This window comes from Mycetocola tolaasinivorans, from assembly GCF_003667565.1.
Classification (GTDB): domain Bacteria; phylum Actinomycetota; class Actinomycetes; order Actinomycetales; family Microbacteriaceae; genus Mycetocola; species Mycetocola tolaasinivorans.
Genome location: NZ_RCUX01000001.1, coordinates 283,119 through 306,995, shown reverse-complemented (window position 1 = coordinate 306,995; position 23,877 = coordinate 283,119). Strand labels below are relative to the sequence as shown.

22 protein-coding genes are annotated in these 23,877 nt (G+C 67.6%); 12 read left to right on the top strand and 10 right to left on the bottom strand.

The window, feature by feature from the left end; all coding sequences use genetic code 11:
• Positions 1-2: 2 nt before the first annotated feature.
• The gene (locus tag D9V32_RS01425; RefSeq protein WP_121647110.1) at positions 3-1,736 is read right to left on the bottom strand and encodes an ABC transporter ATP-binding protein; all 1,734 of its coding nucleotides are present in this window, start codon (positions 1,734-1,736) and stop codon (positions 3-5) included.
• 215 nt (positions 1,737-1,951) lie between these two features.
• On the opposite strand from D9V32_RS01425, the gene D9V32_RS01420 reads away from it, so the two are divergent.
• Both D9V32_RS01420 and D9V32_RS01415 read left to right on the top strand, forming a co-directional pair.
• A complete protein-coding gene (locus D9V32_RS01420) occupies positions 1,952-2,884 on the top strand; it encodes a Ppx/GppA phosphatase family protein (protein ID WP_121647109.1) in 933 nt (310 codons plus the stop codon).
• Between the two features lie 55 nt (positions 2,885-2,939).
• Positions 2,940-3,230 carry a GNAT family N-acetyltransferase gene (locus D9V32_RS01415; RefSeq protein WP_121647108.1) on the top strand — a complete coding sequence of 97 codons (291 nt, stop codon included), beginning with the start codon at positions 2,940-2,942 and terminating at the stop codon, positions 3,228-3,230.
• 29 nt (positions 3,231-3,259) lie between these two features.
• Here D9V32_RS01415 and D9V32_RS01410 read toward each other — a convergent pair whose 3' ends face one another.
• Positions 3,260-4,018 (bottom strand): MarR family winged helix-turn-helix transcriptional regulator, encoded by a 759-nt coding sequence (locus D9V32_RS01410; RefSeq protein ID WP_121647107.1) that lies wholly within the window; start codon positions 4,016-4,018, stop codon positions 3,260-3,262.
• Positions 4,019-4,114: 96 nt separating this feature from the next.
• On the opposite strand from D9V32_RS01410, the gene D9V32_RS01405 reads away from it, so the two are divergent.
• The 6 genes from D9V32_RS01405 to D9V32_RS01385 all read left to right on the top strand — a co-directional run bounded on the left by D9V32_RS01405 (position 4,115) and on the right by D9V32_RS01385 (position 10,997).
• Positions 4,115-5,449, top strand: coding sequence for a polyprenyl synthetase family protein (locus D9V32_RS01405; RefSeq protein ID WP_121647106.1), 1,335 nt, complete (start codon positions 4,115-4,117; stop codon positions 5,447-5,449).
• On the top strand, positions 5,442-6,434 hold the full coding sequence (locus D9V32_RS16160) for a phytoene/squalene synthase family protein (protein ID WP_183086122.1): 993 nt from the start codon (positions 5,442-5,444) through the stop codon (positions 6,432-6,434). The genes D9V32_RS01405 and D9V32_RS16160 overlap by 8 nt, the downstream gene beginning before the upstream one ends.
• Positions 6,435-6,442: 8 nt before the next feature.
• Entirely contained in the window at positions 6,443-8,161 is a 1,719-nt protein-coding gene (gene crtI, locus D9V32_RS16155; protein WP_245981907.1) for a phytoene desaturase family protein, read from the top strand.
• Positions 8,158-8,502, top strand: a complete 345-nt coding sequence (locus D9V32_RS01395) for a lycopene cyclase domain-containing protein (RefSeq protein WP_121647105.1) — start codon at positions 8,158-8,160, stop codon at positions 8,500-8,502. The genes crtI and D9V32_RS01395 overlap by 4 nt, the downstream gene beginning before the upstream one ends.
• Positions 8,499-9,665 carry a prenyltransferase gene (locus D9V32_RS01390; RefSeq protein WP_121647104.1) on the top strand — a complete coding sequence of 389 codons (1,167 nt, stop codon included), beginning with the start codon at positions 8,499-8,501 and terminating at the stop codon, positions 9,663-9,665. Before D9V32_RS01395 ends, D9V32_RS01390 begins: the two co-directional genes overlap by 4 nt.
• An 81-nt stretch (positions 9,666-9,746) precedes the next feature.
• Positions 9,747-10,997, top strand: coding sequence for an MFS transporter (locus tag D9V32_RS01385; protein ID WP_121647103.1), 1,251 nt, complete (start codon positions 9,747-9,749; stop codon positions 10,995-10,997).
• Positions 10,998-11,021: 24 nt separating this feature from the next.
• Here D9V32_RS01385 and D9V32_RS01380 read toward each other — a convergent pair whose 3' ends face one another.
• From D9V32_RS01380 to D9V32_RS01370, 3 genes are all read right to left on the bottom strand, one after another.
• Positions 11,022-12,440: an aldehyde dehydrogenase family protein gene (locus D9V32_RS01380; RefSeq protein WP_245981902.1), complete on the bottom strand. Its 1,419-nt coding sequence runs from the start codon at positions 12,438-12,440 to the stop codon at positions 11,022-11,024.
• Between the two features lie 97 nt (positions 12,441-12,537).
• The gene (locus D9V32_RS01375; protein ID WP_121647102.1) at positions 12,538-13,470 is read right to left on the bottom strand and encodes an SDR family NAD(P)-dependent oxidoreductase; all 933 of its coding nucleotides are present in this window, start codon (positions 13,468-13,470) and stop codon (positions 12,538-12,540) included.
• 1 nt (position 13,471) lies between these two features.
• Complete coding sequence (locus D9V32_RS01370) at positions 13,472-14,827, bottom strand: flavin-containing monooxygenase (RefSeq protein WP_183086121.1); 1,356 nt, start codon at positions 14,825-14,827, stop codon at positions 13,472-13,474.
• A gap of 131 nt (positions 14,828-14,958) precedes the next feature.
• On the opposite strand from D9V32_RS01370, the gene D9V32_RS01365 reads away from it, so the two are divergent.
• Positions 14,959-16,080 carry an AraC family transcriptional regulator gene (locus D9V32_RS01365; RefSeq protein ID WP_121647101.1) on the top strand — a complete coding sequence of 374 codons (1,122 nt, stop codon included), beginning with the start codon at positions 14,959-14,961 and terminating at the stop codon, positions 16,078-16,080.
• Here the strand turns inward: D9V32_RS01365 and D9V32_RS01360 are convergent.
• Complete coding sequence (locus D9V32_RS01360; RefSeq protein WP_121647100.1) at positions 16,006-16,512, bottom strand: hypothetical protein; 507 nt, start codon at positions 16,510-16,512, stop codon at positions 16,006-16,008. The genes D9V32_RS01365 and D9V32_RS01360 overlap by 75 nt on opposite strands.
• Before the next feature lie 77 nt (positions 16,513-16,589).
• On the bottom strand, positions 16,590-17,297 hold the full coding sequence (locus tag D9V32_RS01355; RefSeq protein ID WP_121647099.1) for an SDR family oxidoreductase: 708 nt from the start codon (positions 17,295-17,297) through the stop codon (positions 16,590-16,592).
• A gap of 97 nt (positions 17,298-17,394) precedes the next feature.
• Between D9V32_RS01355 and D9V32_RS01350 the strand changes: the two genes are divergently transcribed.
• On the top strand, positions 17,395-17,847 hold the full coding sequence (locus D9V32_RS01350) for a winged helix-turn-helix transcriptional regulator (RefSeq protein WP_121647098.1): 453 nt from the start codon (positions 17,395-17,397) through the stop codon (positions 17,845-17,847).
• Between the two features lie 176 nt (positions 17,848-18,023).
• Here the strand turns inward: D9V32_RS01350 and D9V32_RS01345 are convergent, their stop codons facing one another.
• Positions 18,024-18,287: a hypothetical protein gene (locus tag D9V32_RS01345; protein ID WP_121647097.1), complete on the bottom strand. Its 264-nt coding sequence runs from the start codon at positions 18,285-18,287 to the stop codon at positions 18,024-18,026.
• Positions 18,288-18,537: 250 nt separating this feature from the next.
• A complete protein-coding gene (locus tag D9V32_RS01340; RefSeq protein WP_121647096.1) occupies positions 18,538-19,332 on the bottom strand; it encodes a hypothetical protein in 795 nt (264 codons plus the stop codon).
• A 206-nt stretch (positions 19,333-19,538) separates the two neighbouring features.
• Between D9V32_RS01340 and D9V32_RS01335 the strand changes: the two genes are divergently transcribed.
• The gene (locus tag D9V32_RS01335; protein WP_121647095.1) at positions 19,539-19,799 is read left to right on the top strand and encodes a response regulator transcription factor; all 261 of its coding nucleotides are present in this window, start codon (positions 19,539-19,541) and stop codon (positions 19,797-19,799) included.
• Here the strand turns inward: D9V32_RS01335 and D9V32_RS01330 are convergent.
• Positions 19,796-21,487, bottom strand: coding sequence for an ABC-F family ATP-binding cassette domain-containing protein (locus tag D9V32_RS01330; RefSeq protein ID WP_121647094.1), 1,692 nt, complete (start codon positions 21,485-21,487; stop codon positions 19,796-19,798). The two genes, D9V32_RS01335 and D9V32_RS01330, sit on opposite strands and share 4 nt — an antisense overlap.
• Before the next feature lie 335 nt (positions 21,488-21,822).
• On the opposite strand from D9V32_RS01330, the gene D9V32_RS01325 reads away from it, so the two are divergent.
• Positions 21,823-23,697 carry a DEAD/DEAH box helicase gene (locus D9V32_RS01325; RefSeq protein WP_121647093.1) on the top strand — a complete coding sequence of 625 codons (1,875 nt, stop codon included), beginning with the start codon at positions 21,823-21,825 and terminating at the stop codon, positions 23,695-23,697.
• Positions 23,698-23,877 lie beyond the last annotated feature (180 nt).

Sequence of the window (23,877 nt, the reverse complement as noted above, 5' to 3'; positions counted from 1 at the left end):
AGCTACGCCACCTCCGATGCGCTCAACTGCGAGTTCACAATTTCTCGATACGTCTCGCTGGAATCAAGCAGCTCCTCGTGGGTGCCACGGCCCACAATGCGGCCATCGTCCATCACCAAGATCTGATCCGCGTCGGTGATGGTCGACACGCGCTGCGCGACAATAATGACCGTCGCATCGCGAATCTCATCCTTCAGCGCGGCCCGCAGCTTCGAATCGGTCGTCACATCAAGAGCCGAGAACGAATCATCAAACAGATACACCCTGGGCTCCGCCACCAGCGTGCGCGCAATGCACAACCGCTGCCGCTGCCCACCGGACACGTTGGTACCGCCCTGAGAAATCGGGCTCTCCAGACCGTGCTCCTTCTCCCGCACAAACTCCGCACCCTGAGCCACGCTCAGCGCCTGCCACAGCTTCTCCTCGCTCGCGGCCTCATCACCGAAGCGCAGGTTGCTGGCCACCGTGCCCGAGAACAGGAACGGGCGCTGCGGCACCATCCCCACCCGCTCAGAGAGCTGCGCCCGGGTGTACTCCGTCACCGGCACCCCATCGATCAGCACCTCACCCTGCGCGGTGTCATACAGGCGCGGAATCAGGCTCAGCAGCGTCGACTTACCCGAACCGGTCGAACCGATAATCGCGGTGGTCTGCCCGGGCTCGGCCGTAAACGACAGACCCTCCAGCACCTGGTTCTCCGCACCCGGATATCCGAATCCAACATCGCGGAACTCAACCACACCGCGCGGGTCCGACACCGTTGCGGGAGCCTCCGGCTCGGCCATGGTCGGCTCCACATCCAGCACCTCACCGATGCGCTCCGAACACACCACCGCACGCGGAATCATCATGACCATGAAGGTACCCATCATGACCGCCGTCAAAATCTGCAGCAGATACTGCAGGAACGCGGTCAGCGACCCGACCTGCATGTCACCCACGTCAACGCGGTGACCGCCAAACCACAGCACCGCCGCGGTCGCCAGGTGCAGGATCATTCCGATCAACGGGAACATCAGCACAAAGATCGAACCGACCTTCAGGGACACCCGGGTCAGGGCGTGGTTCGCATCGCCAAAACGAGCGGTCTCAAAATCCTCTCGCACAAACGCCCGTACGACGCGAATACCGATGATCTGCTCACGCAGCACACCGTTGATGCCGTCGATCTTGTCCTGCATCGAACGGAACAGCGGCATCAGCAGGGTCACGAGGTATCCCACGACGGCCACCAGCAGCGGCACCGAAACCCAAACCAGCCACGACAGCCCGGCATCCTCACGCAGAGCCATCACGATACCGCCCACGCACATGATCGGCGTCGACACCATGAAGTTCAGGGTCATCAGCAGCAGCATCTGCACCTGCTGGACGTCGTTCGTCCCACGGGTGATCAGGGTCGGCGCGCCAAAACGCCCCAGCTCCTGAGCCCGGAAGTTCGACACCCGACCATACACGTCGCGGCGCAGATCCCGGCCCACGGCCATCGCTGTCTTCGCGCCGAAGTAGACGCCGCCAACCGCGGCAACAACCTGGATCAGGCACACCCACAGCATGGTGGCACCGGTAGACCAGATGAAATCAATATCGCCCTTGGCCACACCCTGATCGATAATCTGGGCGTTCAAACTGGGCAGGTAGAGGGCGGCGAGGGTCGCGACCAGTTGCAAAATCACAACGGCCACGATCCACCCGACATAGGGGCGCGAATATCGCAGTAAAAGCCGAACGAGCATTAAAACCATCCTGGTATGGAAGCAAAATCTTGAGGGGTTCAGTAGCGGGCGCAACTCCGCAGAGCCTCATGCTAACGCTGTTTAAACCAGTTTTGCGTCCCCCGAACGACTGATGTTTATTCGTAATGTCGGATCGACCGGATTTAATACCGGTTTTCGGTTTCGAATGCCGCCGTCACCTATCCCGGTCCGCGGTCGTCCTGTACTGTGAGCACATGCGTCTCGGTGTCCTCGATGTTGGCTCAAATACCGTCCACCTCCTCGTGGTGGACGCCCACCCCGGAGCCGGCCCCATCCCCATGACAGACCACAAGTCCGTCCTCCGCCTCATGCGATACATCGGCCCCGACGGCCGCATCAGCGACGAGGGCGTGGCCGCGCTCATCGACGCGGTCTCCGCCGCCGCCCGCATCGCCGACGAAGCGGGCCTCGACGCATTCCTGCCGATGGCGACCTCTGCCATCCGCGAGGCCACCAACGGCCCCGAAACCCTCGCCCTCATCCTCAGCCAAACCGGCGTTGACCTCCAGGTACTCACCGGCGAGGAGGAGGCCCGGCTCACGTTCCTCGCGATCCGGCGCTGGTACGGCTGGTCCGCCGGCAACATCCTCGTCTTCGACATCGGCGGCGGATCCCTCGAAATCTCCCAGGGTTCCGACGAAATGCCCGACATCGCCGTCAGCCTCCCCCTCGGGGCCGGACGCACCACCGTGTCGCACCTGCACAGCGATCCGCCCACCGCGGAACAGACCCAGAGCCTCGCAGAACACGCCCGCAGCGTCATCACCGAGGTGCTCCCCCGGTTCCTCGAACAGGGCACCCCCGACCACATCGTCGGATCATCAAAAACAATTCGCTCACTCGCCAAACTCGCCGGCAGCAGCGGCGAGAGCTCCGACTCACGCAGCCGGCTCAGCCTCAAACGGCTCGCCGACTGGGTGCCCCGCATCGCCATGATCCCCGCCACCGCACGGCACGCGCTCCCCGGCATTACCGAGGACCGCGCCTTCCAAATCGCCGCCGGCGGAATCGTACTCCGCGAGGCCATGACCGCACTCGACGCCCCCGCCCTCGAGGTCTCACCGTGGGCGCTGCGCGAGGGCGTCATCATGCGCTACCTCGACCAGCTTCCCGACGCCCACTCCTAGGGCAAGCCAAAGCACACCCCTAGCCCGAAACCCCCGAGCGGCCTAGGCTGAGGTGATGGACATCACTCGCTCGCAGGAACACTCACGCTACGAACTCCGCGAAGACGGAGACATCCACGCCACGCTCGCCTACACCGAACGCGACGCCCTCACGTACCTGACCTACAGCTACACCGATCCCTCCCAGCGCGGGCGCGGCCTCGCCGCCACCCTCGTCGAACACGCGGTTCAGGCCATCTCCGCCGACCCCACCCACCGCATCATTCCCACCTGCGGGTACGTGCGCGGCTGGTTCGCCGAGCACCCCGAATATCGGCACCTCCTCGCCGACAGCAGCGAAGACTAGACGCCCGCCGGGAGCCACCCGGCCAGAAATCAGGTTCCGGGTTGAGGAACCGCAGCCGAACCCGCGGTGCCCGGGGCAGAAACAGGCACGGGTATCGCCTGGGGCGAACCCGCAGTCGAACCCGCAGTCGGCCCCGCGGCCACAGTGACGGCCACGTCGTCCTCACGCAAACCCGCGCCGATGCGATCCAGGAAACGGATCACCGCCACCTGCTCACTATCGGAGAGCGCGTTCGCCGCGGCAAACATTCGCTCGTGCCGGCCGCCCAGGGTGCTGCGCACCTCGCGATGGGTGCGCTCACTCACCTCCAGCAGGATGGCACGGCGATCATCGGGATGCGGCAGCCGTCGCAGATGACCCGAAGCCTCGAGCCGATCGGTCAGCTTCGTGGTTGACGCCGAAGAAATCCCTAGGTGCTCCGCCAAACGCTTCGCCGTGACCGACTCATCTCGCCCGGCCGACGCGATTAGATAGCGCAGCGCCGCCATATCCGTCTCGCCGAGCCCCATATCGCGCCGCGTGGCTCGCCGCATCGACTCATCACACTCCCGCCAGCGGCGCAGCGCACGCAATACCCCGACCGCGCCCCCCTGAGCGTTCCCGTCGGGTTCTTCGTCAGGCGCACCGTTAGCCTCATCATCAGGCACCGCATTGGTCACGACGTCGGTGCCAACCTCAGTGCCGGCCGCGGCGCTAGCGTCAGGGACAGCCTCAGTGCCCACGACGGAGCCGACCTCGGGTGCCGGATCGGGGGCCACATCGGGTGGATACCAGTAGTTGGGTGCCATGTTTCCTCACCGGGTTTCGCTGCGTTGAATCGCATTTTCATGATACCGTGACTTCATTAGCTAGCCTAGCTAGTTATTAAACAGGGAGGTACGGCGATGAACCCACCGATTGTCCACACACTGACCCGCACGCTGAGCCCGAGTCCCGATATCGCACGCGATACGGGGCATGCTCGCCCGGATCAGGGACGGGAATCGGCGGAGCACTGCCCGAGCGAGAACACACCCAACTCTCAGCTCACCTCCCCGGTAGCACCCGAAAAACCAGCATCACCGCACTCCCCTCAGACGACCACGTCGTCGCTTACCCCGGACGTCCCGGTATCGGAATCGGCCGGCCTCCCGTCGGCCGCCATCGATGCGTGGGTCACTCACCTCATCGGCCAGGTCGAAGACAGCATGTCCGCGATCCTGGCCGCTGGGCGTGAGCGCAGCACGGGGATGGATCCCTCCTACCCGCCACTCTGGGATGCCCTCGGCGATGCCCTGCGCGGAGGAAAGCGCGTGCGTCCCCGCCTCGTACTCGGTGCCTATCTGGCGCTGCGCACCGGCGAGGATGCGCTGGCGGTGCCGGACTCGGTCATTCTCACCGCGGTGGCCCAGGAACTGCTGCACGGCGCCTTCGTGGTGCACGACGACGTCATCGACGGCGACCTGGTGCGCCGCGGCCACCCCAACGTGACCGGAAACCTACTCGCGAGCCATCCGCGACGACACAGCGACCCCGCCCGTGCCCGGCGCGACGCCGAGGCCTCGGCGATCATCGGGGGCGATCTCCTCCTCACCGCGGCGCAGCGACAGCTGGCGCTGCTCGATGTTCCCGCCGACGTGCGCGTGAACCTGCTGGATCTCTTCGACGAGGCCGTGCACGTAACGGCGGGTGGCGAGCACGCCGATGTGGTGCTTGCGGCCCTGCCACCCGGCACCCCGCCCATCACCCGCATCCTCACCATGACCGAGCACAAAACCGCGAGCTATTCGTTCTCGGTGCCGCTGCGTTCGGGGGCTGTGCTCGCGGGGGCGGATCGAAACCTCCTGCGCGCGCTGGACGCCGTGGCCCGGGCCCTCGGCCTCGCCTTCCAGCTGCAGGATGACCACCTGGGCGTGTTTGGCGAGAGCGCCCGCACGGGTAAGAGCATCACCGCGGATCTCGAATCGGGAAAGAACACCGCACTGCTCTCGCTGGCGCGGGCCAGTGATGCCTGGCCGCTGATCTCGGCGCTCACCACGACCCCGGATGCCCACACAACCACGCACTGGGCCGGAGTGCAGGAGGCCCTGATTCGAGCGGGCGTGCGCGACCGCCACCACGCCGTGGTCACCACCGCGCTCGACCGCGCACGCTCCGCGGTCCAGGACCCTGCCCTGCCCCCGCGGCTCCGCGCGTATCTCGACGCGGTCATCGCCGACCTGGAGGAGCGCGATGTCTAAACCCCAGCAGGTACCCGCCCACCCGTTGCCCTCGCGAGCGCCCGCGCGCAAGCAACGACGAACACCCGACACCGGAATCGAACTGTATAACGCGGTGGCCGCAGAAAACAGCGTGCACCTGCTCGGCCGCTACTCGTCATCCTTCGGCGCGGCCAGCAGGCTCCTTCCCCGGGAAAAGCGGGATCCGATCGCCGCAATCTATGCGCTGGTGCGCGTCGCCGACGAGATTGTCGATGGCCCCGGGCAGAGCGCGGGCCTGTCCACCCACGAGTGCGCGGCAACCCTCGACGACCTCGAACGCGAAACCGAGCACGCGATGGACACCGGCTTTTCGAGCAACCTCGTGGTGCACGCGTTTGCCCAGACCGCCCGCTGGGCGGGATTTGGTACCGAGCTCACCCGCCCCTTTTTCGCCTCGATGCGGACCGATCTGGCACGCAGCGTGCACGATCGGGAGAGCATCGCCGAGTACATCTTCGGGTCGGCCGAGGTGATCGGCCTGATGTGTACCGCGGTGTTCTGCGCGGACACCCCGGTGGATCCCGCCCGGCCGGAGATCGTGGCTTCCGCCCGAGCCCTCGGCGCGGCTTTTCAGAAGATCAACTTTCTGCGCGACCTCGGCGACGACCTTGAGGCGCGCGGAAGAAACTACTTCCCCGGGGTCAACGTCGCCCTGCTGACCGCGCGCGACCGGGACGCCATCATCGCCGATATCAACGCGGATCTGGCCCTCGCCCGGGCCGGAATCCGGCACCTTCCGCGCCCGAGCCGCGCCGCCGTGCTCTGTGCCACCGACCTGTTCACGGCGCTCACCGCCAAGATGGCGGCGGTGGATCCGCGCGACCTGCTGCGCACCCGCATCCGGGTCACGACACCGCGCAAGATCGGCATCGCGCTGAGCGCTGTACTGGCCACCCGGGTCGGTTCCGCGCGGACCGGCACCACTGACATCAGCACCGCCCCCACACATCACACCGGAGAGTAGACCACACCGTGACGCACCACGCGACGCACACCCCCGCCCAGCCGCCGCACGCCATCGTCATCGGTGGTGGGGTCGCGGGCCTCGCCACCGCGGGCCTGCTGGCACGGGACGGTTACCGGGTGACGCTGCTCGAGCAGAACGAGGCCGTGGGCGGCCGAGCGGGTTCGTGGTCGCAGGACGGCTTCCGGTTCGATACCGGCCCCTCCTGGTACCTGATGCCCGAGGTGTTTGATCACTTCTTCGCGCTCATGGGCTCCCGCACATCCGATGAGCTCTCGCTCGAAACCCTCGATCCCGGGTATCGCGTCATCGTGGAGGAGGGCCACGAGGCGCTGGATATTCGCGCAAACCTCGCCGCGAATCGCGCGCTGTTCGAGAGTCTGGAACCCGGATCCGGCCCCGCGTTTGACCGCTACATTGCCTCCGCCGACGAGACCCTGCGGCTCGCCAGCGACTCCTTCCTCTATACAAACTTCGAAAACCTGTCGGCGTTTTCGCGACGGGCGGTGCTGCGCCGGGCCGGAAAGCTGGTGCGCCTGCTGAGCCAGTCGCTGCACGGGTTCGCCCGCGCGCACTTCCGCGACCCGCGCATCCTGCAGATCCTCGGATACCCGGCGGTCTTTCTCGGATCATCTCCGTTTCGGGCACCGGCGATCTACCACCTGATGAGTGGCCTCGACCTGAGCGGCGGCGTGCAGTATCCGCAGGGCGGATTCACCGAGCTGGTGGGCGCGATGGCGCGCCTCGCCGAGCGTGCCGGGGTCGGCATCGAAACCTCCTCCCGGGTTCTCGAAATCACGACCGCTCCGGGTGCCCGCGTACCGCGTGGCGTGCAGGAGACGGGCGGGAAGCGTGGGCCGCGGCGCGGAGTACGACAGCGCGCCCATGCAACCGGCGTGCGGGTCGAGCGGAACGGCGAGATTCGCGAGCTCAGTGCAGACATCGTGATCTCCGCGGCGGACCTGCACCACACCGAAACGGCGCTGCTCCCTCCCGCGCTGCAGAGCCGCCCCGAACGCACCTGGAAGCGCACGGTCCCCGGCCCGGGCACCGTGCTCGTCTTCCTCGGCGTGCGCGGAGAGCTGCCCGAGCTCCCCCACCACACGCTGCTGTTCACGACCGACTGGCGCGGAAACTTCTCTCGTATCGATGAGGCCACCCCGCCCGCGGGCGATGCGCACTGGATGCCCGAGGAAACCTCGCTCTACGTGTGCCATCCGTCGGCCTCGGACGCCTCGGTGGCACCGCCCGGGCACAGCAACCTGTTTGTGCTGGTGCCGGTGCCCTCGGATCCCGAGCTCGGCGGGGAGGGCGACGCCGAGGTGGAGCACATTACCGACGCGGCCATCGATCAGATTGCCGCCTGGGCGAAGATCCCCGACCTGCGCGAGCGCATCGTGGTGCGGCGTAGCATCGGACCGCGCGATTTCGAAAGCACCCACAATGCCTGGCGCGGAACCGCCCTCGGCCTCGCCCACACCACCGGGCAGAGCGCGTTTTTCCGCGGACGCAACGTGTCCTCCCGAGTGTCCGGGCTGTACTACGCGGGGGCCACCACGGTGCCTGGAATCGGACTGCCGATGTGCCTCATCAGCGCGGAGCTCGTGCTCAAGCGGGTGCGGGGGGAACGATCAAGCTCACCGCTGCCCGAACCCACGGCCGTCTCGGCCAGCGCTACCGCACCGGCGAGCCACACCGCATCGCCCGCCGAACGCGAGAACTCGTGAGCGGCCTCTACGCGCTCGCCCTGCTGGTATCCATCGGCGGGCTCGCCCTGATCGATCTGCGCCACCGCCTGTTCTTCCGGGTCGCCCCGATTCGGGCGAGCCTCACCCTGGTCGCGGGCCTGATCGTGTTTGTGATTTGGGACGTCTGGGCGATCCACGCAGGTATCTTCTTCCGCGGCGACAGCCCGCTCCTGCTCGGCATCAATCTCGCGCCCGAGTTCCCGATCGAGGAGGTGCTGTTTCTGACCCTGCTCTGCTACTCGGCGATGATCCTGTACACCCTGACCGTGCGCCTCCTGGATGCCCGGCAGGCTCGTCGAGGGGCGGGCACGCGCGCATGATGTACTGGCAGATCTGCGCGATCGTCCTCGCCGCCGGGCTCGGAATCGCCGCCGTCACCCGTGCTGCGGGCGCGCGCGTGCGCCTCGCGGCCGCCGCGGTCGCGCTCGGCGGGCTGGCCGTGGCCACCGCGGTGTTTGACAACATCATGATCGCGCTCGGCCTGTTCGACTACGATCGGTCGACGCTGGTGGGCCTGAACATCGCCCAGGCCCCGATCGAGGACTTCACCTATCCCCTGCTGGCCGTACTGATCCTGCCCGGGCTGTGGCTCGCGCTCGGCCGGCTGAGCGAGCGGGACTGGCGCACCATCCTCCGCTCCTCCCGTCCGGTCAGCTGGATCAACACGGCCTACCCGTTTGCCGCCGCGCTGCTGCTCACCCGCGGCGAGATCGACACCGCCCTCATCGTGGGCACCCTGTTCTTTCTGATCCCGTACAACCTGCTGATGTACGGCATCAATGACGTGTTCGACTATGAATCGGACCTGCGCAATCCCCGCAAGGGCGGCATCGAGGGCGCGGTACTCGAACGGCGCCTACACGCGCCGGTTATCGCGACCGGGGCTCTCCTCGCCCTGCCCGGGTTTGTCTATCTGCTGGTGTCCGGCGGGCTGGCCTCGGGCATCGTGCTGATCCTGTGCCTCGCCGGGGTGCTCGCCTACTCGATGCCGCCGCTGCGCACCAAGGAGCGTGCGGTGGCCGATTCGGTCACGTCGAGCCTGCACTTTGTGGGTCCGGCGATCTTCGGCCTGGTGCTCGGCGACGCGGTCTGGACCCCCGGTCTGATCTGCCTCCTGGTGGCGTTTTTCCTGTGGGGCGCGGCGAGCCACCTGTTCGGCGCGGTGCAGGACGTCAACGCGGATCGCGCGGCCGGCATCGGCTCCTCAGCCACCGCCTGGGGTGCCCGCGCCGCCGCCCGCGTCTCGGTGCTGCTGTATCTCGGAGCGGGAATCGCGGCCCTCGGGATCCCCGGGTGGGGCCGGCTCGCCGCCCTCCTCGTGATCCCGTACCTGGTGCTGACGCTGCCCTCCTGGAACATCACCGACGCCACCGCCGAGCGAGCAAACCGCGGCTGGCGCGGGTTCCTCCTCGTCAATCAGTTCACTGGATTTGCGGTCACCATGCTCCTCATCGTGACCGCGCTTGGGGCACTGCAGGGGTGATGCGCACCCCGGGGCCGCCCCGTTCGGGGTCTTGACCGAGCGACCCAGCCGCGATGGGATATGACAAACGATTGCGAGCCGATGTCACACTCCCCCTCCACCGAGCCCGATCCCGGTGCACTCACCCCCGAGGCCCCGGTCTCCCGGCGCTGGATCGGGGCGTTCACCCTCGCCTGGTTCGGCTACTGGATGGCGAGCCTCGTACCGCTCCAGCTTCTGCTGCCCAGCCAGTTCCAGGCGCTGTCACCCGCCGATAAGGTGCGTGACCTGGCGATCACCAACGGGGTCGCCGGGGTGGTCGCGCTGATCACCCTACCGGTGTTCGGGGCGCTCTGTGACCGCACCATCTCGCGCTTTGGCCGGCGGCGGCTGTGGATCGCCGGCGGAGCATTCGTGTGCGCCGTCTCGGTCTCGCTGGTGGGCGAACAAACCTCAACGATCGGGGTCGTGTTCTGGTGGGCCGTGGCCACCGCGGGGGCGAGCGCCATGATGGGCGGCCTCACCGCGGTCATCGCCGACCGCGTGCCCGAGCGGCAGCGCGGCATTCTCTCCGGGGCAATCTACGGCCCGCAGGCCCTCGGCGTCGTAATCGGCATCGCCGCCGTCACCCTGTTTTCCCTGCAGCTGCGCACCGCCTACCAGCTGCTCGGCATCGCGCTGGTGCTCTGCGCGGTGCCCTTTATCTGGATCCACCGCGAGCGCCGCGGCATGCGCACCCCGGCGCTCACCTTCCGCGCCATCCTGGGCGGCCTCTGGGTGAACCCGCGACGTCACCCCGAGTTTGGCTGGGCGTTTGGCAGCCGCACCCTGGTGAACCTCGCGAACTCGCTCGGCACCTGCTACATGCTCTTCTTCCTGACCGATGGGCTGCGCATGAAGGATCCCGAGGAGTCACTGCTGATCGTGACGCTCGTCTACCTCGCCGCCGCCCTGATCTTCACGTACGTGGCCGGGGCCCTGTCGGATCGCACCGGACGGCAGCGCGGGATTCTCATCATCGCCGGGCTCGCCCAGGCCGTCGCCGCCGCGATCCTCGTGTTTGTTCCGGCGTTTGGCACCACGATCATCGCCGCCGCGTTCATCGGCGGCGGATTCGGGGCCTCGATGTCGGTCGGGCAGGCGGTCGTGACCCGGGTGCTGCCCGATGCCGAGAACCGGGCCAAGGATCTCGGCATCATGAACGTCGGTCTGGTGGTGCCCACCACGATCGCGCCGCTCATCGCGGCCGTCCTGATCACCGTGAGCGGCGGCTACACCGCACTGTTCGTGGCCACCGCGGTGTGCGCGGTGGGGGGCGTGTGGATGGTCACCCGCCTCCGCACCATTCGCTAGAGGCTGCCGCAGGGCAGGCTCTGACTAGCCGTGCAAGCTCACCCAGATGGCCTTTTCTCGGGTCCACTGCTCGAACGCGCGCAGCGACTTCTCGACGCCGCCGAAGCCGGATTCGCCCCAGCCGCCGAAGGGGCTGGTGAGGTCGCCCTCGCTGTAGGAGTTCACCGACACCACACCCGCACGAACAGCGCGCGATACCCGGATGGCGCGATCAATCTGCGCCGACCACACCGAGGCCGCGAGGCCATACGGGGTGTCGTTGGCGAGGGCGATCGCCTCGGCCTCATCGGTGAAGGTCTGGATGGTCACGATCGGGCCAAAGAGCTCCTCGCGCAGGATGCGGGCCTCCGCGGGGACGCGATCCAGCACGGTCGGGGCCACATAGTGCCCGCCCTCAACCACGGGCACCTCGGTGCCACCGAGCAGCACCCGGGCACCGGCGGCACGCGCCTCCTCCACCGCGGCGAGCATGCGGGTCGCCGCGCCGCCGCCAATCACCGGGCCGATATCGGTGTCGAGATCCTCGGGGTCGCCGAGGACCAGCGCCGAGGCGGCGGCCACGAATCTCCGGGTGAACTCCTCGGCGATATCGGTGTGCACGAGGATCCGTGATCCGGCGGTGCAGTTCTGCCCCGCGGTGAGGAACGCCGACTCGATGGTCTGCGAGATGAGGTCCTCGCCGTAAACGAGGGCATCGGCGAAGATGATCTGCGGGCTCTTACCGCCCATCTCGAGCGAAACCCGCTTGAGGTTGGTCTCGGCGGCCGCGGTCAGGATCCGGCGGCCGGTGCGGGTCGAACCGGTAAAGGACAGCGCGCCGATCCGCGGATCCCGGGCCAGCGCCTCCCCCGCCTCGGCCCCCGTACCGGGCAGCACGCGCAGCACGCCGGTGGGGATCCCCGCCTCCAGCGCAAGCTTTTCGACGTGCAGGACCGAGCGCGGCGTGGTGTCCGCGGGCTTCAGCACCAGGCTGTTGCCCACCGCCAGGGCCGGGGCAATCTTCCAGGCGGCCATCGCCAGCGGATAGTTCCAGGGCAGGATCGCGGCTACCACGCCATAGGGCTCGCGCTCGGTGAGGGCGAGTACCCCGGGGCCGGCCGGGAATGACTGACCGGTGAGCTTATCCACGGCCTCGGCAAACCAGCGAACCGACTCGATCGCACCCGGCACATCGTTTTCGACGCACTCGCGCAGCGGCTTTCCGGCGTCGGCGCACTCGAGGGCCGCGAGATGATCGGCATCGCGCTCCATCAGGTCGGCCAGGCGCAGCAGCGCCGCGGCACGCTCCCGAGGGTCGAGGCCCGACCACACGCCGGAGTGGAATACCGCCTCGGCGGCGCAGGTGTGTTCTGCTACCTCGGCGGCGGAGGTCGCCGGAATCTGGGCGTCACCGGCCGATCCGTCTCGGGGGCGCAGCAGGGGCAGGGGTGTGGGCTCGGTCACGAGGGCTCCTTTGGTCGGGCCGATCGGGGCGATCGGCAAGATCGGCGGGTGAGGTGAATGCGGCGGCGTGTGGGCCGGGGCCCGATGGCGGGCGGCGCTACGGCCGTGCCTCCGGTGCCGGGGAGCCCAGTTCCGGATGGGCCTCGCCCTCGGCGAGCGCCCAGCCGGCTTCCGTCTGCACGATGTCACCGCGGGCGGCGAGCTCGCGCATGAAGCGTGCCATCCCGCGATCCCCGCGCTTTCGGAACATCGGAAGCAGGCGCGGCAGAACGTTCGGCATCGTCATGACCGCGCGCAGCAGCCGAGACTCCCCGATACGCGGATAGGCCTCCAGGCGCGGGCGATCCAGCAGCGACATCATCGAGCGGGCGACGCGCGCCGGGGGTTGGGGCGGGTCCTGAAACTGCAGCGAGTTGCCCGCCTCGATGGCCTCCTGGCGAAGCATGCGGGTGTCGGTGGCCGAGGGCAGCACCGAACCGACGCGGATGCCGCGCTGGGCGAGATCCAGCCCGATCGAGAGCATCGCCCCGCGCAGGCCAAACTTCGAGGCCGTGTAGATGGGGGTTTCACCAAGCGGAAAGACCCCGCCGAGCGACACGGTGGAGATGATGCGCGGGTCGGTGGAGTTTTCCAGCAGCGGGATGGCCAGCCGGGTAAGCACGAGCGGGGCGGTGAGGTTGACGGTGAGTTCGCGCTCGATGCTCTCCACGCTGCGCTCGGCGAAGCGCTCGGAGGAGGTCATCCCGGCGTTATTCACCAGCACGTCGATGCGCCCGAACTCGCGCTCAATGCGCGCAATGAGTGCCTCAACCTGAGCGCGCTGAGTAAGGTCGCAGCCAAGACCGGTGTGCCCGCCACCGGCGGAGGGATGGACGGCGAGGGAGGCCGCCGAGCGCTCGGCACGCTCGCCACGAATATCGACGAGCACCACCCTCGCGCCGCGCGGGGCGATCTCGCGGGCGAGAGCCATGCCGATGTCTCCCGCACCCCCGGTGATCACGATCACCCGGCCCGCATACGAATAGGCCATGCTAGCGCTTCCCGGCGGTGGCGGGCACCGCGCTCGGCGGGGTGGATTCGGGGCTCCAGCCCATCCGCTGATAGAGCTTCCGGAGGTGGGTGGTGAGCGCGTGGGAGTCGACGTATCCGCGGTGCCGCGGGGACTTATCAAACTTCACTCCCCCGCTGAGGTCGGGCCGCTCGGTCAGGATCAGCTGACGGAAGCGGGACGCACTCTCGTTGCCGTGGGCACGGGCACTCAGATAGTTGGCGATGAGCTGCGCCTGGAGATCAAAGAGCTGATAGGCACCGCTGTTAGTTTCGACGTAGCCCACGCCATAGAGGCCGTCGTGCTCGCGAGAGAAGGAGGAGAGGTAGAGGTCCGGGTGCTGCGGATCGCCGAAGTACTCCTGTCCGTGCGGGACGAGGTGGCGGTATCCGGTGGCGAGCAGGATCAGGTCGAAGTCCTCGCTACGGCCATCGGTGAACGTGACGGTCTTCCCCGCGGTGGTCTTGATGCCCGGCCGAGCCTCGATATCGCCGTGCTGCAGGTGGTGCCAGAGCATGGAGTTCAGTACCGGATGGGTCTCAAACAGCCGATGGTCGGGCTTTTGCAGGCCGAGCCGCTCGGGCTTACCCACGAGCAGCCGCAGCATCCGGCCGAACACCGCCTGCTCGACGCGCTTGGGCAGGTGCGGGCCGCCCTCGGCAAAGACGTCCACCGGCATTCCGAAGATGTGCTTGGGGATAAACCAGTAGCCGCGACGCATGCTGATCACGGCGCGGTCGGCGCTGCGGGCGGCATCACAGGCAATATCGCAGCCGGAGTTACCCGCGCCCACCACCAGTACGCGCTTGCCCTCGAGCTCATGCGGGCTGCGATAGCTCAGGGTGTGCCGCACCTCGCCGGTGAAGTTTCCGGGGATCTCCGGAATATTGGGGAACCACTGCGCCCCGGTGCACGAGATCACGCTGTCGTGGCGGGTGGTCTCGCCGCCCTCGCGCTCAACCAGCCAGCTGCCGTCCTCAAGCTTCTCGATGCGGGCCACCGACACCCCAAACTCGATGGCCTCGGTGAGTCCGTAGGCGTCGGCGAATGAGCGCAGGTAGGCGAGGATGTCGCGGTGGGGTGGGTAGTCGGCGTAGTGATCGGGCATCGGGAAGCCGCCGAATCCGGAGAGGGTGCGGCTCGAGATGAAGTGGGCAGACTCGTACATGGGGGTGCCCGGGGCGTCGATATCCCAGACGCCCCCGGTGGCGGTGTGACGCTCGATCTGGGTATAGGGCCGGCCATGCTGTTTCAGCGCGCGGGCGACCGCGAGGCCGGCCGGTCCGGCACCGATGATGCAGGTGTCGTGGCGGTTTTCGGGGAGGGCGACGGTGCTCATAAACACTCCATTCATCGGGACGCGGGCACCGCTTCGTGCCCGCCTGTGGCAACGATAGCGCGGCGGCCGCAAATTCCACGGGCCAAAGCGGACTAATACCGGACCTTAGCGGCCAGTGCTAGTGTCTGTTCATGACCGTTAGTGCCGCGCACACCGACAGCTGGCAATCAGGAGCGATTTCGGCGACGATCGCCCCCAATATCCTGCGCTATCTGGCACGCGTGTGCGCCGAGCACGGGCTCGATCTGGCCCCCGCCCTGGATCAGGTTGGGCTCACCCCCGATCTCCTCGACAGTCCGGACCTTCGCGTCTCGTTCCGGCAGGGCGATGCGGTGATTCGTGCGGCGCTGCGGCAGAGTCCCCGGCCGGGCCTCGGCCTCCTGGTGGGGTCGGCACAGCACCTCACCGCCTCTGGGCTGGTAGGTTTCGGCATGATGACGGCCCCCGCTCTGATCGACGCGATCCGGTTGGGCGTCGAGTTTCAGAATCTTGCCGGTTCGATGGTCGCGTGGAGCGTCGAGGAGTCGGCTGAAACCCGGGTGCGCGCGGAGCTGGGCGCGGTACCGGACTCCGATCCGGTGGGACGCTTTCTCATCGAGGAGGGCATCGCCAACATCACCCGGATGGTGCGCAGCACGCTGGATCCGAGCTGGGCCCCGGCACGCGTGAGCTTCCGGCACGAGGCACCGAGCTATGCGGATGCCTATCGGAGCGTCTTCGCCTGCCCGGTGGACTTTGGTGCGGCCGCAACCCTGTGGACCCTCCACGCGGGAGACGCCTCGCGCCCGCTTCCCGGGGCCGACCCCTGGGCGCACGCCCAGGTGCGGGCGCTCCTGCACGAGGGCACGGCCCGGCTCGGCGTGCGGCAGGAGCTCTATCAGCTGGTGGAGGCGCGGATCGGCCGAGCCCTGCCCGATGTTCCCGCAATCGCGGATGCAGCGCGAGCACTACACCTCACCGAGCGCACCCTGCGCCGCCGCCTCGCCGATCTCGGCACCACCTACGCCCACATCGTGGACGGGGTGCGGCGCGAGCGCGGGCTCCACCTCCTGACCGAGGGAACGCTGCCGCTCGCCCAGATTGCGGCCGAGCTTGGATTCGGGGATGAGCGATCCCTCCGCCGTGCCTGCGTGCGCTGGACCGGACTCTCCCCGCGGGCGGTGCGGGCCGGGCCGCCCCTAGTGCAGCAGCACGGCCTTGAGGATGGCGATTCCCGCGCAGGCCGCAGCCAGGCCGATTCCGGTAAACAGTGAGCGCAGCGAGGCCTTCTTTTGGCGCAGGTGTCCAAGGACGAGGCCGAGGAAGCCCATCCGTACCACGGTGACCGCAATCGCGAGGCCGAGGGCAAGATCCGCGGGAATCCAGCCGAGTGCGGCGGCCCCGAGGAGCAGTGCGGGCGTCGTGGTCGACGAGAGGATGGGCAGGGCGTTACGCATCTCGTGCCGCACCATCTCCCGACTCGGCTTTACGTCATAGCGCACGCGCTCACCCAGCGACTCGGCAAAGGTGTGCGCGAGGTAGGTGGTAAACCCGGTGGCGAGCACGATGATCGCCGCGCGGCCGTGCGCAACCTCGTCGGGGTGCTGGGCCACGAGGGCCGCAAGAACCAGGAGGTTTCCGTACACGTATGCGGAGATCCGGGTGGCGGCATCGGATCGGGACAGCTCGGCTCGGTTCTTGCGCATTCCCCCATTCTCTCGCAGCGGGGGTAGGAGGCGTGCATCCCGGGCCGCGGCGCGGCCCGGGACACGGGTCGCCAACCCTATACCGGGAATCCCAGAGCGGCGTAGCGCTCGGCGATCGGGGCGCTCAGGCTCGCGTGCGCACCGCGGGCGGTCTCATCGGCGAGGGCCTCGTGCTCGCCGGCCTCGAGGGCGGCATAGATGTTGGCCACGACGTCGGCCGGGTCGCCCTTGGGCGCATCCACGTGCTCGATCATCGGGGTGTCGGTGTACCCGAGGTGCGCGCCGAGGACGTGGGTGCCCTGCCCCGCGAGCTCGATGCGCAGCGAGTTGGTGGCACCCCAGAATGCGGACTTGGTGGAGGAATAGGCACCGGGGATGCTGAACCAGCTCAGCGCCGAGTGCACGTTGATGATTGCGCCGCCGCCGTGGCCGGCGAGGGTCGGGGCGTAGGCCTGAACGAGCGCGATGGGGCCAAAGACGTTGGTCTCGTAGATGCCGCGCAGGGCCTCGGGGGTCGTGTCGATGAGGCGGCCGAAGATCTCGATGCCGGCGTTGTTGATGAGCACGGTGGTGTCGCCGGTCTGGGCGAGCACCTCGGCAATCGAGGCGGGGTCGGTGACGTCGAGGCGTAGCGGGGTCACGCGGGGGTCTTCCCAGGTGCGCGGGGTGCGGGCGGTTGCGTACACCTTGGCGGCACCGCGGGCGAGGGCCTGCTCAACGAAGTGGACGCCGAGTCCGCCGTTTGCGCCGGTTACGAGAACGACGGCGTTGGTGAGGGTGGTCATGTGTTGCTCCTGTGGGTCATGGCAAGCGCTATCTCGCTTGGATTTTCAAAGCTAGCATGCTGTGTTGGAAAATCCAACCGCGGGGTAGACTGGTGTCATGAATCCCACCGGCCTGTTCCCCGAAAGCCTGTGCCCCATCGCCCGCAGCCTCGACCTGCTGGGCCAAAAGTGGTCACTGATGATCGTCCGCGAGGCCGTGGGCGGCGCCACCCGGTTCGCCGATTTTCGGGCAATCGGGATCCCGAGCGACATTCTCACCAAGCGGCTCATCTCCCTGGTGGACGCCGGCGTGCTCGAAAAACACCCGTACCAGGCACCCGGTGAGCGCGCCCGTGACGAGTACGTGCTCTCGCCCGCCGGACGCGCGCTCCTGCCGGTCCTCTCCGCCTTCGTCGAGTGGGGCACCGAATACCTGCCGATCCCGGCGGGAAGAACCCTCGAATCCGTGACCGCCGACACCGGAGAACGGGTGCAGCTCGCCTACATCACGGAGGATGGCACGGTGGTGGATCAGGATCGCGTGACGATCACCACGATCCAGGCCGAGTAGGCGCGACGCCCACCCGTTAAACACCGAGGGCCCCGCATAACCATGCGACGCCCACCCGTTAAACACCGAGGGCCCCGCATAACCATGCGACGCCCACCCGTTAAACACCGAGGGCCCCGCATAACCATGCGGGGTCCTCGGTGCGGGTGGCCGATACTCGGCGTCAAACGAACGCTTTAGGCGGCGAGGGAAACCTCGGCGCGCAGCGCCACGGCGGTGTCCCAACCGCGACGAACCTCGTCGAGGCCGCGGGTCTGTTCGGCGTAGCCGAGGTGGGTGTGGCTGGTGCGCCACTCGAGCAGGGCCGCCGCGCGGGTGGCCGCGAAGTGACTCGAACGCACGGCGCGTGCGCGGGTGGCGGCGTGGAAGCCATCGAGGAAGAACGCCGTGCGCGGTGCGCGGGTCGGCGGGCTTGCGTGGGTACGAATATGTGTGTTCATGATGCTTGTCCTTACGGTCTGTGCCCGGGGTGCGTCAACGCACACCCGGAGGTGATTATTTGCCGAACGCCGCACACCTGAAATGGTGATGTGGGCCTCTTCGGCAGGCTGTGAGTGCAACGGGATCATCGGGTGGATCCGGTCGGAGGGAACGATCGCGCTAGAGGGGGCGTCGATCAAGTTCACAAAACGCAGCAACCCTTTACTTTAGACGAGGATTTTCCATAACACAACCCCTGTGAATACTTTTTTACTCACCGATGACGTGGATCGCCCGATACTCATCCAGCTCCGCCAGCGCGTCGAGCGTGGCGATCCCCGTGGAGATGGCCAACTGTGCGAGCACCTCCCGACGCTCGTATCCGTGCGTGATGAGACCGCTCGGGAGCCCCGAGGCACCGAGGCGATCCACCCGGGTGCACGCCGAGGTGAGCGTCCGGGCAAAGCGATTCGGCGTCCATCCCAGCGACCGCGCGAGCTGCGTATTCGGGGCCATGGGCGCACGCGAACCGCCGCGCAGCAGCGACTCACTCAGCGCCAGGATCAGAATGCGCTGCGCCTCGGTCAGGAAGAGCCCAGGCACGCCCGTTACGCCCGCGACGGCATCGGCCCCCTCCCGCGGCGCGACGTAGACGGGGCGGTTCAGGGTGACAAGAAATTCATACGTCGTGGGGCCCACGGTCAGCAGTATTTCCTGGGTGGCAAACACCAGGGGTACCTGCGCACCCGGTGAGATGAGCGCCTCAAACCCCGCATTCACGCAGCGCGACCGGGCGTAGACCCCGGTGCCCGAGCTACTGACCAGCCAGAGATCAAGTACCGGAACGATGCGCAGCTCCGCCTCCGCAGGGAAGGTCGAGTCGTGGATCTCGATGTCTCCGCGCCGACCGATCGAGAATCCCAGCCCGGGTGTGAGCGCAAACCGCTCCCCACAAAATTCGACCCAGCCCGCGGGCGGTACCGATTTACCGCCGCCAACCGGCCCGGTGGCCGGGCGGTCGTGGCGGTTGCGAGGGGTATTTTCAGACGAGGGCGTGTGCTGCATGGGGTCCTTTCCCGGGTTATGGCCCCAGGCTCGCAGCGGCCACCGGCGCGCCACAAGGTCAAAATTGCCCACCCGCGAACGGGGGTAATGATGGGCGTAAAAGCCCGCCATCCTGCGGTATTCGGACGTTCGTTCGGAGCCGAACGGAAAACCAAGGCTGTCCCCGCGACACCCGTCATTACTAGGTTCGGGGCGAAGGAGACAGCATGTTCACCACCCCGATCACCCACCCGCCCAGCAAGACCCCGAGACTCAGCCCGCGCGAACGCCAGGTACTCGCCCTCTACGCACTCGGCGAGACCGCGGAGGCCGTCGGCACCACCCTCGGCATTCGCCCGCGGACCGTCTATAACGCCGTCGGCCGCATCCGCGAAAAGTATGCCGCCGTCGGCCGCGAGGCCGCCCATCGCGTACACCTCTATCAGTGTGCGCTGGAGGACGGCCTCCTTCCGAGCCTCCGCGACTAGCCCGCGAGGGCACCCCCAATCATTGGGATCGGCGCCTCGACGAGCGTTCCCTCACGGCTCAGCTCGAGACACCGATCGAGCCCGAGGCGGGCGAGGAACGCATCGTCATGGCTCACCACCAACAGGGCACCGCGATAGCTCGTGAGCCCATGGACCAGGGCGTCAACGCTTGCGATATCCAGGTTGTTCGTGGGCTCATCCAGAATCAGCAGCTGCGCCGGAGGATCGGCAAACAGCAGGCGCGCGAGCGACACCCGAAAGCGCTCCCCACCGGAGAGGGTGTGCACCGCGCGGTGCACGGCGTCACCGCGCAGCAGCATCTGGGCCAGGAGCCCGCGCACCTCACCATCGGTTGCCCCCGAGCAGGAGCCGCGAAGGTTTTCGAGGGCGCTCGCGCGATCATCCAACCCGTCGAGCCGCTGTGCCAGGTATCCCACCCGATCCGTGAGCAGCTGCGCGCGCACCCGCGGGCGGAAGCCCTCAGCACTCACGGCGATACCCGCCACGCTCGTGGCCGGCGCGGCCCGCTCGCCTGAGCTCAGGAGCGCGCGTAGCAGCGTCGTTTTTCCCGATCCGTTTGCGCCGATGAGCGCCACCCTCTCGGGGCCGCGCATCTCCACGGCGTACAGCGCTGACCCTACGCCGCTTTCGAAACGGGCGATGCGGCGGCCCTGGGCCACCCCGGGGTCGGGGAGTTCGAGGTGAATCGTCTCGATTCGGCGAACGCGCTCGGCGGCGCGCTCGCGCAGCTCGCGGGCCGCATCGAGTCGGCCGTCGAGGTTACCGCGCAGCTTGCCGGCGGACACCTGGGCATCCGAGGCACGCTGATTCATGATGATTCGGTCTCCGCGGCGCTGCTCGCTCGCCTTCTTTCCGGCGCGCAACCGCCTGGCCAGGGTGGCCTCCGCCTCGAGCCGCTGCCTCTTCTCCCTCTTCACCGCGAGTTCCGCGCTGCGCTCGGCCTGTACCGCGGCCGCCTGCTCACCCTCCTGATGGGCACGCCACTGCGAGTAGGGCCCGCCGAACACGCTCAGCTGCCCGGCAAAGAGCTCGGCCGTCTGATCCATCCGTTCGAGGAGCGCGGTGTCGTGGCTGACCACCACCAGCGTGCCCGGCCAGGTATCGATCAGGGCCGACAGTCGGGAGCGGGCGTCCCGGTCAAGGTTGTTGCTCGGCTCGTCCAGGAGGGTGATCGGGGTGCGCGCGAGGTGCAGGCCACCGATGGCGAGGAGCATCGCCTCACCCCCGGACACCTCGCCCGCGCGACGGTCGAGAGCATTCTCTGGGAGGCCGCAGGAGACCAGCGTTCGCCGGGAGCGCGCCTCGATATCCCAGTCGTCGCCGAGCGCGTCGAAGTGGCGCTGATCGACATCGCCGGATTCGATCGCGCGCAGTGCTCGCAGCTGCTTCCCCACCCCGAGCACGTCGGCGAGGGTCGCGGAGGTGTCGAGGGTCAGGGTTTGCGGGAGGTAGCCCACCCGCCCCGAAATCACGAGGTGCCCGCTGGTCGGGGTGAGCTCGCCGGCGATGAGCCGAAGCAGCGTGGACTTGCCGGAACCGTTTACCCCGACCAGTCCGGTGCGGCCGGTACCGATCGTTCCGGAGAGGGAGTCGAGGGCAACCGTGCCATCGGCGCGGGTGAGCCCGAGGGCGGTCAGGGTAATTGCGGGAGTGGAAAACTGGGACATCGAGGTCCTTTCAGGTGCTGTACCCGGGCGCGACGGTGCGCGGCTTCCGAGCGAGGGGCCGAGGGAGGGAGAATGGCGCACGCCCACGCGCCGATAATGGGTGACTTCCGGGCGCGACACACCACGTGGTGCAGGCGCGGGAAAACCCAAAAGGCGCGAGAAAGACGCTCCGGGATCCCCGCAGAAAAGGGGATCAACCGTGAGTGCTGGTGCGTGGGCCACCGCGTAGAGCGGTGGCTAGGCCCTGTCGATCTCGTCGATAATCACCCCGGAACGCTAACACGCTCTCACAATTGGGTCAACCAACAGGCGTAAAAACGGGTACTCTGGAAGTTATGACTTCCCCCGACTCCGATACCATTCCCTTCTCCGAACTCGGACTGAGCGATTCGGTTCTGAAGGCCCTGAAGGACGTCGGGTACGAAACACCCTCCGCAATTCAGGCCGCAACCATCCCGCCGCTCCTTGAGGGCCGCGACGTGGTGGGCCTTGCCCAGACCGGAACCGGAAAGACCGCGGCGTTCGCGCTGCCGATCCTTTCCCGGCTCGACCCCGACCAGAAAACCCCGCAGGCACTCGTGCTTGCACCGACCCGTGAGCTCGCGCTCCAGGTGTGTGAAGCGTTCGAAAAGTACGCCGCCCACCAGCGCGGCGTCCGCGTCCTGCCCGTCTACGGCGGCCAGGGCTACGGCGTGCAGCTCTCCGCGCTGCGTCGCGGCGTGCAGGTTGTTGTGGGTACCCCGGGCCGGATCATGGACCACCTCAACAAGGGCACCCTGGATCTCTCCGAGCTGCGCTTCCTCGTCCTGGACGAGGCCGATGAGATGCTCAAGATGGGCTTTGCTGAGGACGTCGAAACGATCCTCGCGGACACTCCGGACTCCAAGCAGGTGGCGCTGTTCTCGGCCACCATGCCGTCGGCCATCCGTCGCATCTCGGCACAGTACCTGAACGACCCCCAAGAAATCACCATCAAGGGCAAGACGACCACGTCTGCCAACATCACCCAGCGCTACATGGTGGTGTCATACGCTCAGAAGGTTGACGCCCTGACCCGAATTCTCGAGACCGAGAACTTCGAGGGCATGATCATCTTCACCCGCACCAAGAACGAGACCGAGACCCTGGCCGAGAAGCTGCGGGCTCGCGGATTCTCCGCCGCGGCCATCAACGGTGACATTGCTCAGGCTCAGCGTGAGCGCACCGTGAACCAGCTGAAGTCGGGCAAGCTCGACATCCTGGTCGCGACCGACGTGGCCGCCCGTGGCCTCGACGTCGAGCGCATCAGCCACGTCGTCAACTTCGACATCCCGGTGGACACCGAGTCCTACGTGCACCGCATCGGCCGCACCGGTCGTGCCGGTCGTACCGGTGACGCGATCTCGTTCGTGACCCCGCGCGAGCGTCGTCTGCTCACGGCTATCGAGCGGGCCACCCGCCAGCCACTGACCCAGATGTCACTGCCGAGCGTCGACGACGTGAACACCACCCGCCTGAGCCGCTTCGATGACTCGATCACCGCGGCGCTCGAGCAGACCAGCCGGATCGATCGCTTCCGCGACATTATCGCCCACTATGTGGAGCACCACGACGTACCCGAGGCAGACGTTGCCGCGGCCCTCGCCGTTGTCGCCCAGGGCGAGACCCCGCTGCTGCTGAACGCCGAGGACGAGCGTGACGCCCGTCGTCGCGAGCGTGAGGCACGCGAGTTTAGCCGTGACGAGCGTGGCGGTCGCGACCGTGACTCCCGTGGCGGATCGCGCTTCGATCGCGACGACCGTGGGGACCGCGGCAACCGCTTCGACCGCGAGGAGCGCCGCCCGCGCACCTCGGGTGCTCCGATGACCACCTACCGCATCGCCGTTGGTCGTCGTCACCGCGTCGAGCCGCGTCAGATCGTCGGCGCCCTGGCAAACGAGGGTGGCCTGAACCGCGAGGACTTCGGCGCTATCCAGATCCGCCCGGACTTCTCGCTGGTCGAACTGCCCGCCTCGATGCCCGCCGACACCCTGGACCGCCTGGCAAACACCCGCATCAGCGGCCAGCTGATCGAGATCCGTGCCGACCGTGGAGCCCCCGCCCGCCGGGAGAACCGCTTCGAGCGCGAGGGCCGTGAGGACCGCGGCGACCGCGGTGGCAGCTGGAACCGCGATCGCGCACCGCGCGAGGACCGCGGAGACCGCGGCTTCGACCGCAAGCCTCGCCACTAGGGCTCAGCTCTAGCGCCACAAAACGGCACCCGCTCATCGGAGTGGGTGCCGTTTTGCGTGCGGCCGCACCACGCCACTCGCGTGCTCCTCGCGTGCCCCTCGGGCCAGCGGAGACGGCACCGATAGACTCGGGTTATCGCCCGGGCGCGCAGTTCCGGCAAGCACGCACTCAATCGCCCG

Bases quoted from the DNA above. Each gene is read 5' to 3' on its own strand.
- D9V32_RS01425 (WP_121647110.1), bottom strand. From the start codon at position 1,736: ATGCTCGTTCGGCTTTTACTGCGATATTCGCGCCCCTATGTCGGGTGG.
- D9V32_RS01420 (WP_121647109.1), top strand. From the start codon at position 1,952: ATGCGTCTCGGTGTCCTCGATGTTGGCTCAAATACCGTCCACCTCCTC.
- D9V32_RS01415 (WP_121647108.1), top strand. From the start codon at position 2,940: ATGGACATCACTCGCTCGCAGGAACACTCACGCTACGAACTCCGCGAA.
- D9V32_RS01410 (WP_121647107.1), bottom strand. From the start codon at position 4,018: ATGGCACCCAACTACTGGTATCCACCCGATGTGGCCCCCGATCCGGCA.
- D9V32_RS01405 (WP_121647106.1), top strand. From the start codon at position 4,115: ATGAACCCACCGATTGTCCACACACTGACCCGCACGCTGAGCCCGAGT.
- D9V32_RS16160 (WP_183086122.1), top strand. From the start codon at position 5,442: ATGTCTAAACCCCAGCAGGTACCCGCCCACCCGTTGCCCTCGCGAGCG.
- D9V32_RS01390 (WP_121647104.1), top strand. From the start codon at position 8,499: ATGATGTACTGGCAGATCTGCGCGATCGTCCTCGCCGCCGGGCTCGGA.
- D9V32_RS01385 (WP_121647103.1), top strand. From the start codon at position 9,747: ATGTCACACTCCCCCTCCACCGAGCCCGATCCCGGTGCACTCACCCCC.
- D9V32_RS01375 (WP_121647102.1), bottom strand. From the start codon at position 13,470: ATGGCCTATTCGTATGCGGGCCGGGTGATCGTGATCACCGGGGGTGCG.
- D9V32_RS01370 (WP_183086121.1), bottom strand. From the start codon at position 14,827: ATGAGCACCGTCGCCCTCCCCGAAAACCGCCACGACACCTGCATCATC.
- D9V32_RS01365 (WP_121647101.1), top strand. From the start codon at position 14,959: ATGACCGTTAGTGCCGCGCACACCGACAGCTGGCAATCAGGAGCGATT.
- D9V32_RS01360 (WP_121647100.1), bottom strand. From the start codon at position 16,512: ATGCGCAAGAACCGAGCCGAGCTGTCCCGATCCGATGCCGCCACCCGG.
- D9V32_RS01355 (WP_121647099.1), bottom strand. From the start codon at position 17,297: ATGACCACCCTCACCAACGCCGTCGTTCTCGTAACCGGCGCAAACGGC.
- D9V32_RS01350 (WP_121647098.1), top strand. From the start codon at position 17,395: ATGAATCCCACCGGCCTGTTCCCCGAAAGCCTGTGCCCCATCGCCCGC.
- D9V32_RS01345 (WP_121647097.1), bottom strand. From the start codon at position 18,287: ATGAACACACATATTCGTACCCACGCAAGCCCGCCGACCCGCGCACCG.
- D9V32_RS01340 (WP_121647096.1), bottom strand. From the start codon at position 19,332: ATGCAGCACACGCCCTCGTCTGAAAATACCCCTCGCAACCGCCACGAC.
- D9V32_RS01335 (WP_121647095.1), top strand. From the start codon at position 19,539: ATGTTCACCACCCCGATCACCCACCCGCCCAGCAAGACCCCGAGACTC.
- D9V32_RS01330 (WP_121647094.1), bottom strand. From the start codon at position 21,487: ATGTCCCAGTTTTCCACTCCCGCAATTACCCTGACCGCCCTCGGGCTC.
- D9V32_RS01325 (WP_121647093.1), top strand. From the start codon at position 21,823: ATGACTTCCCCCGACTCCGATACCATTCCCTTCTCCGAACTCGGACTG.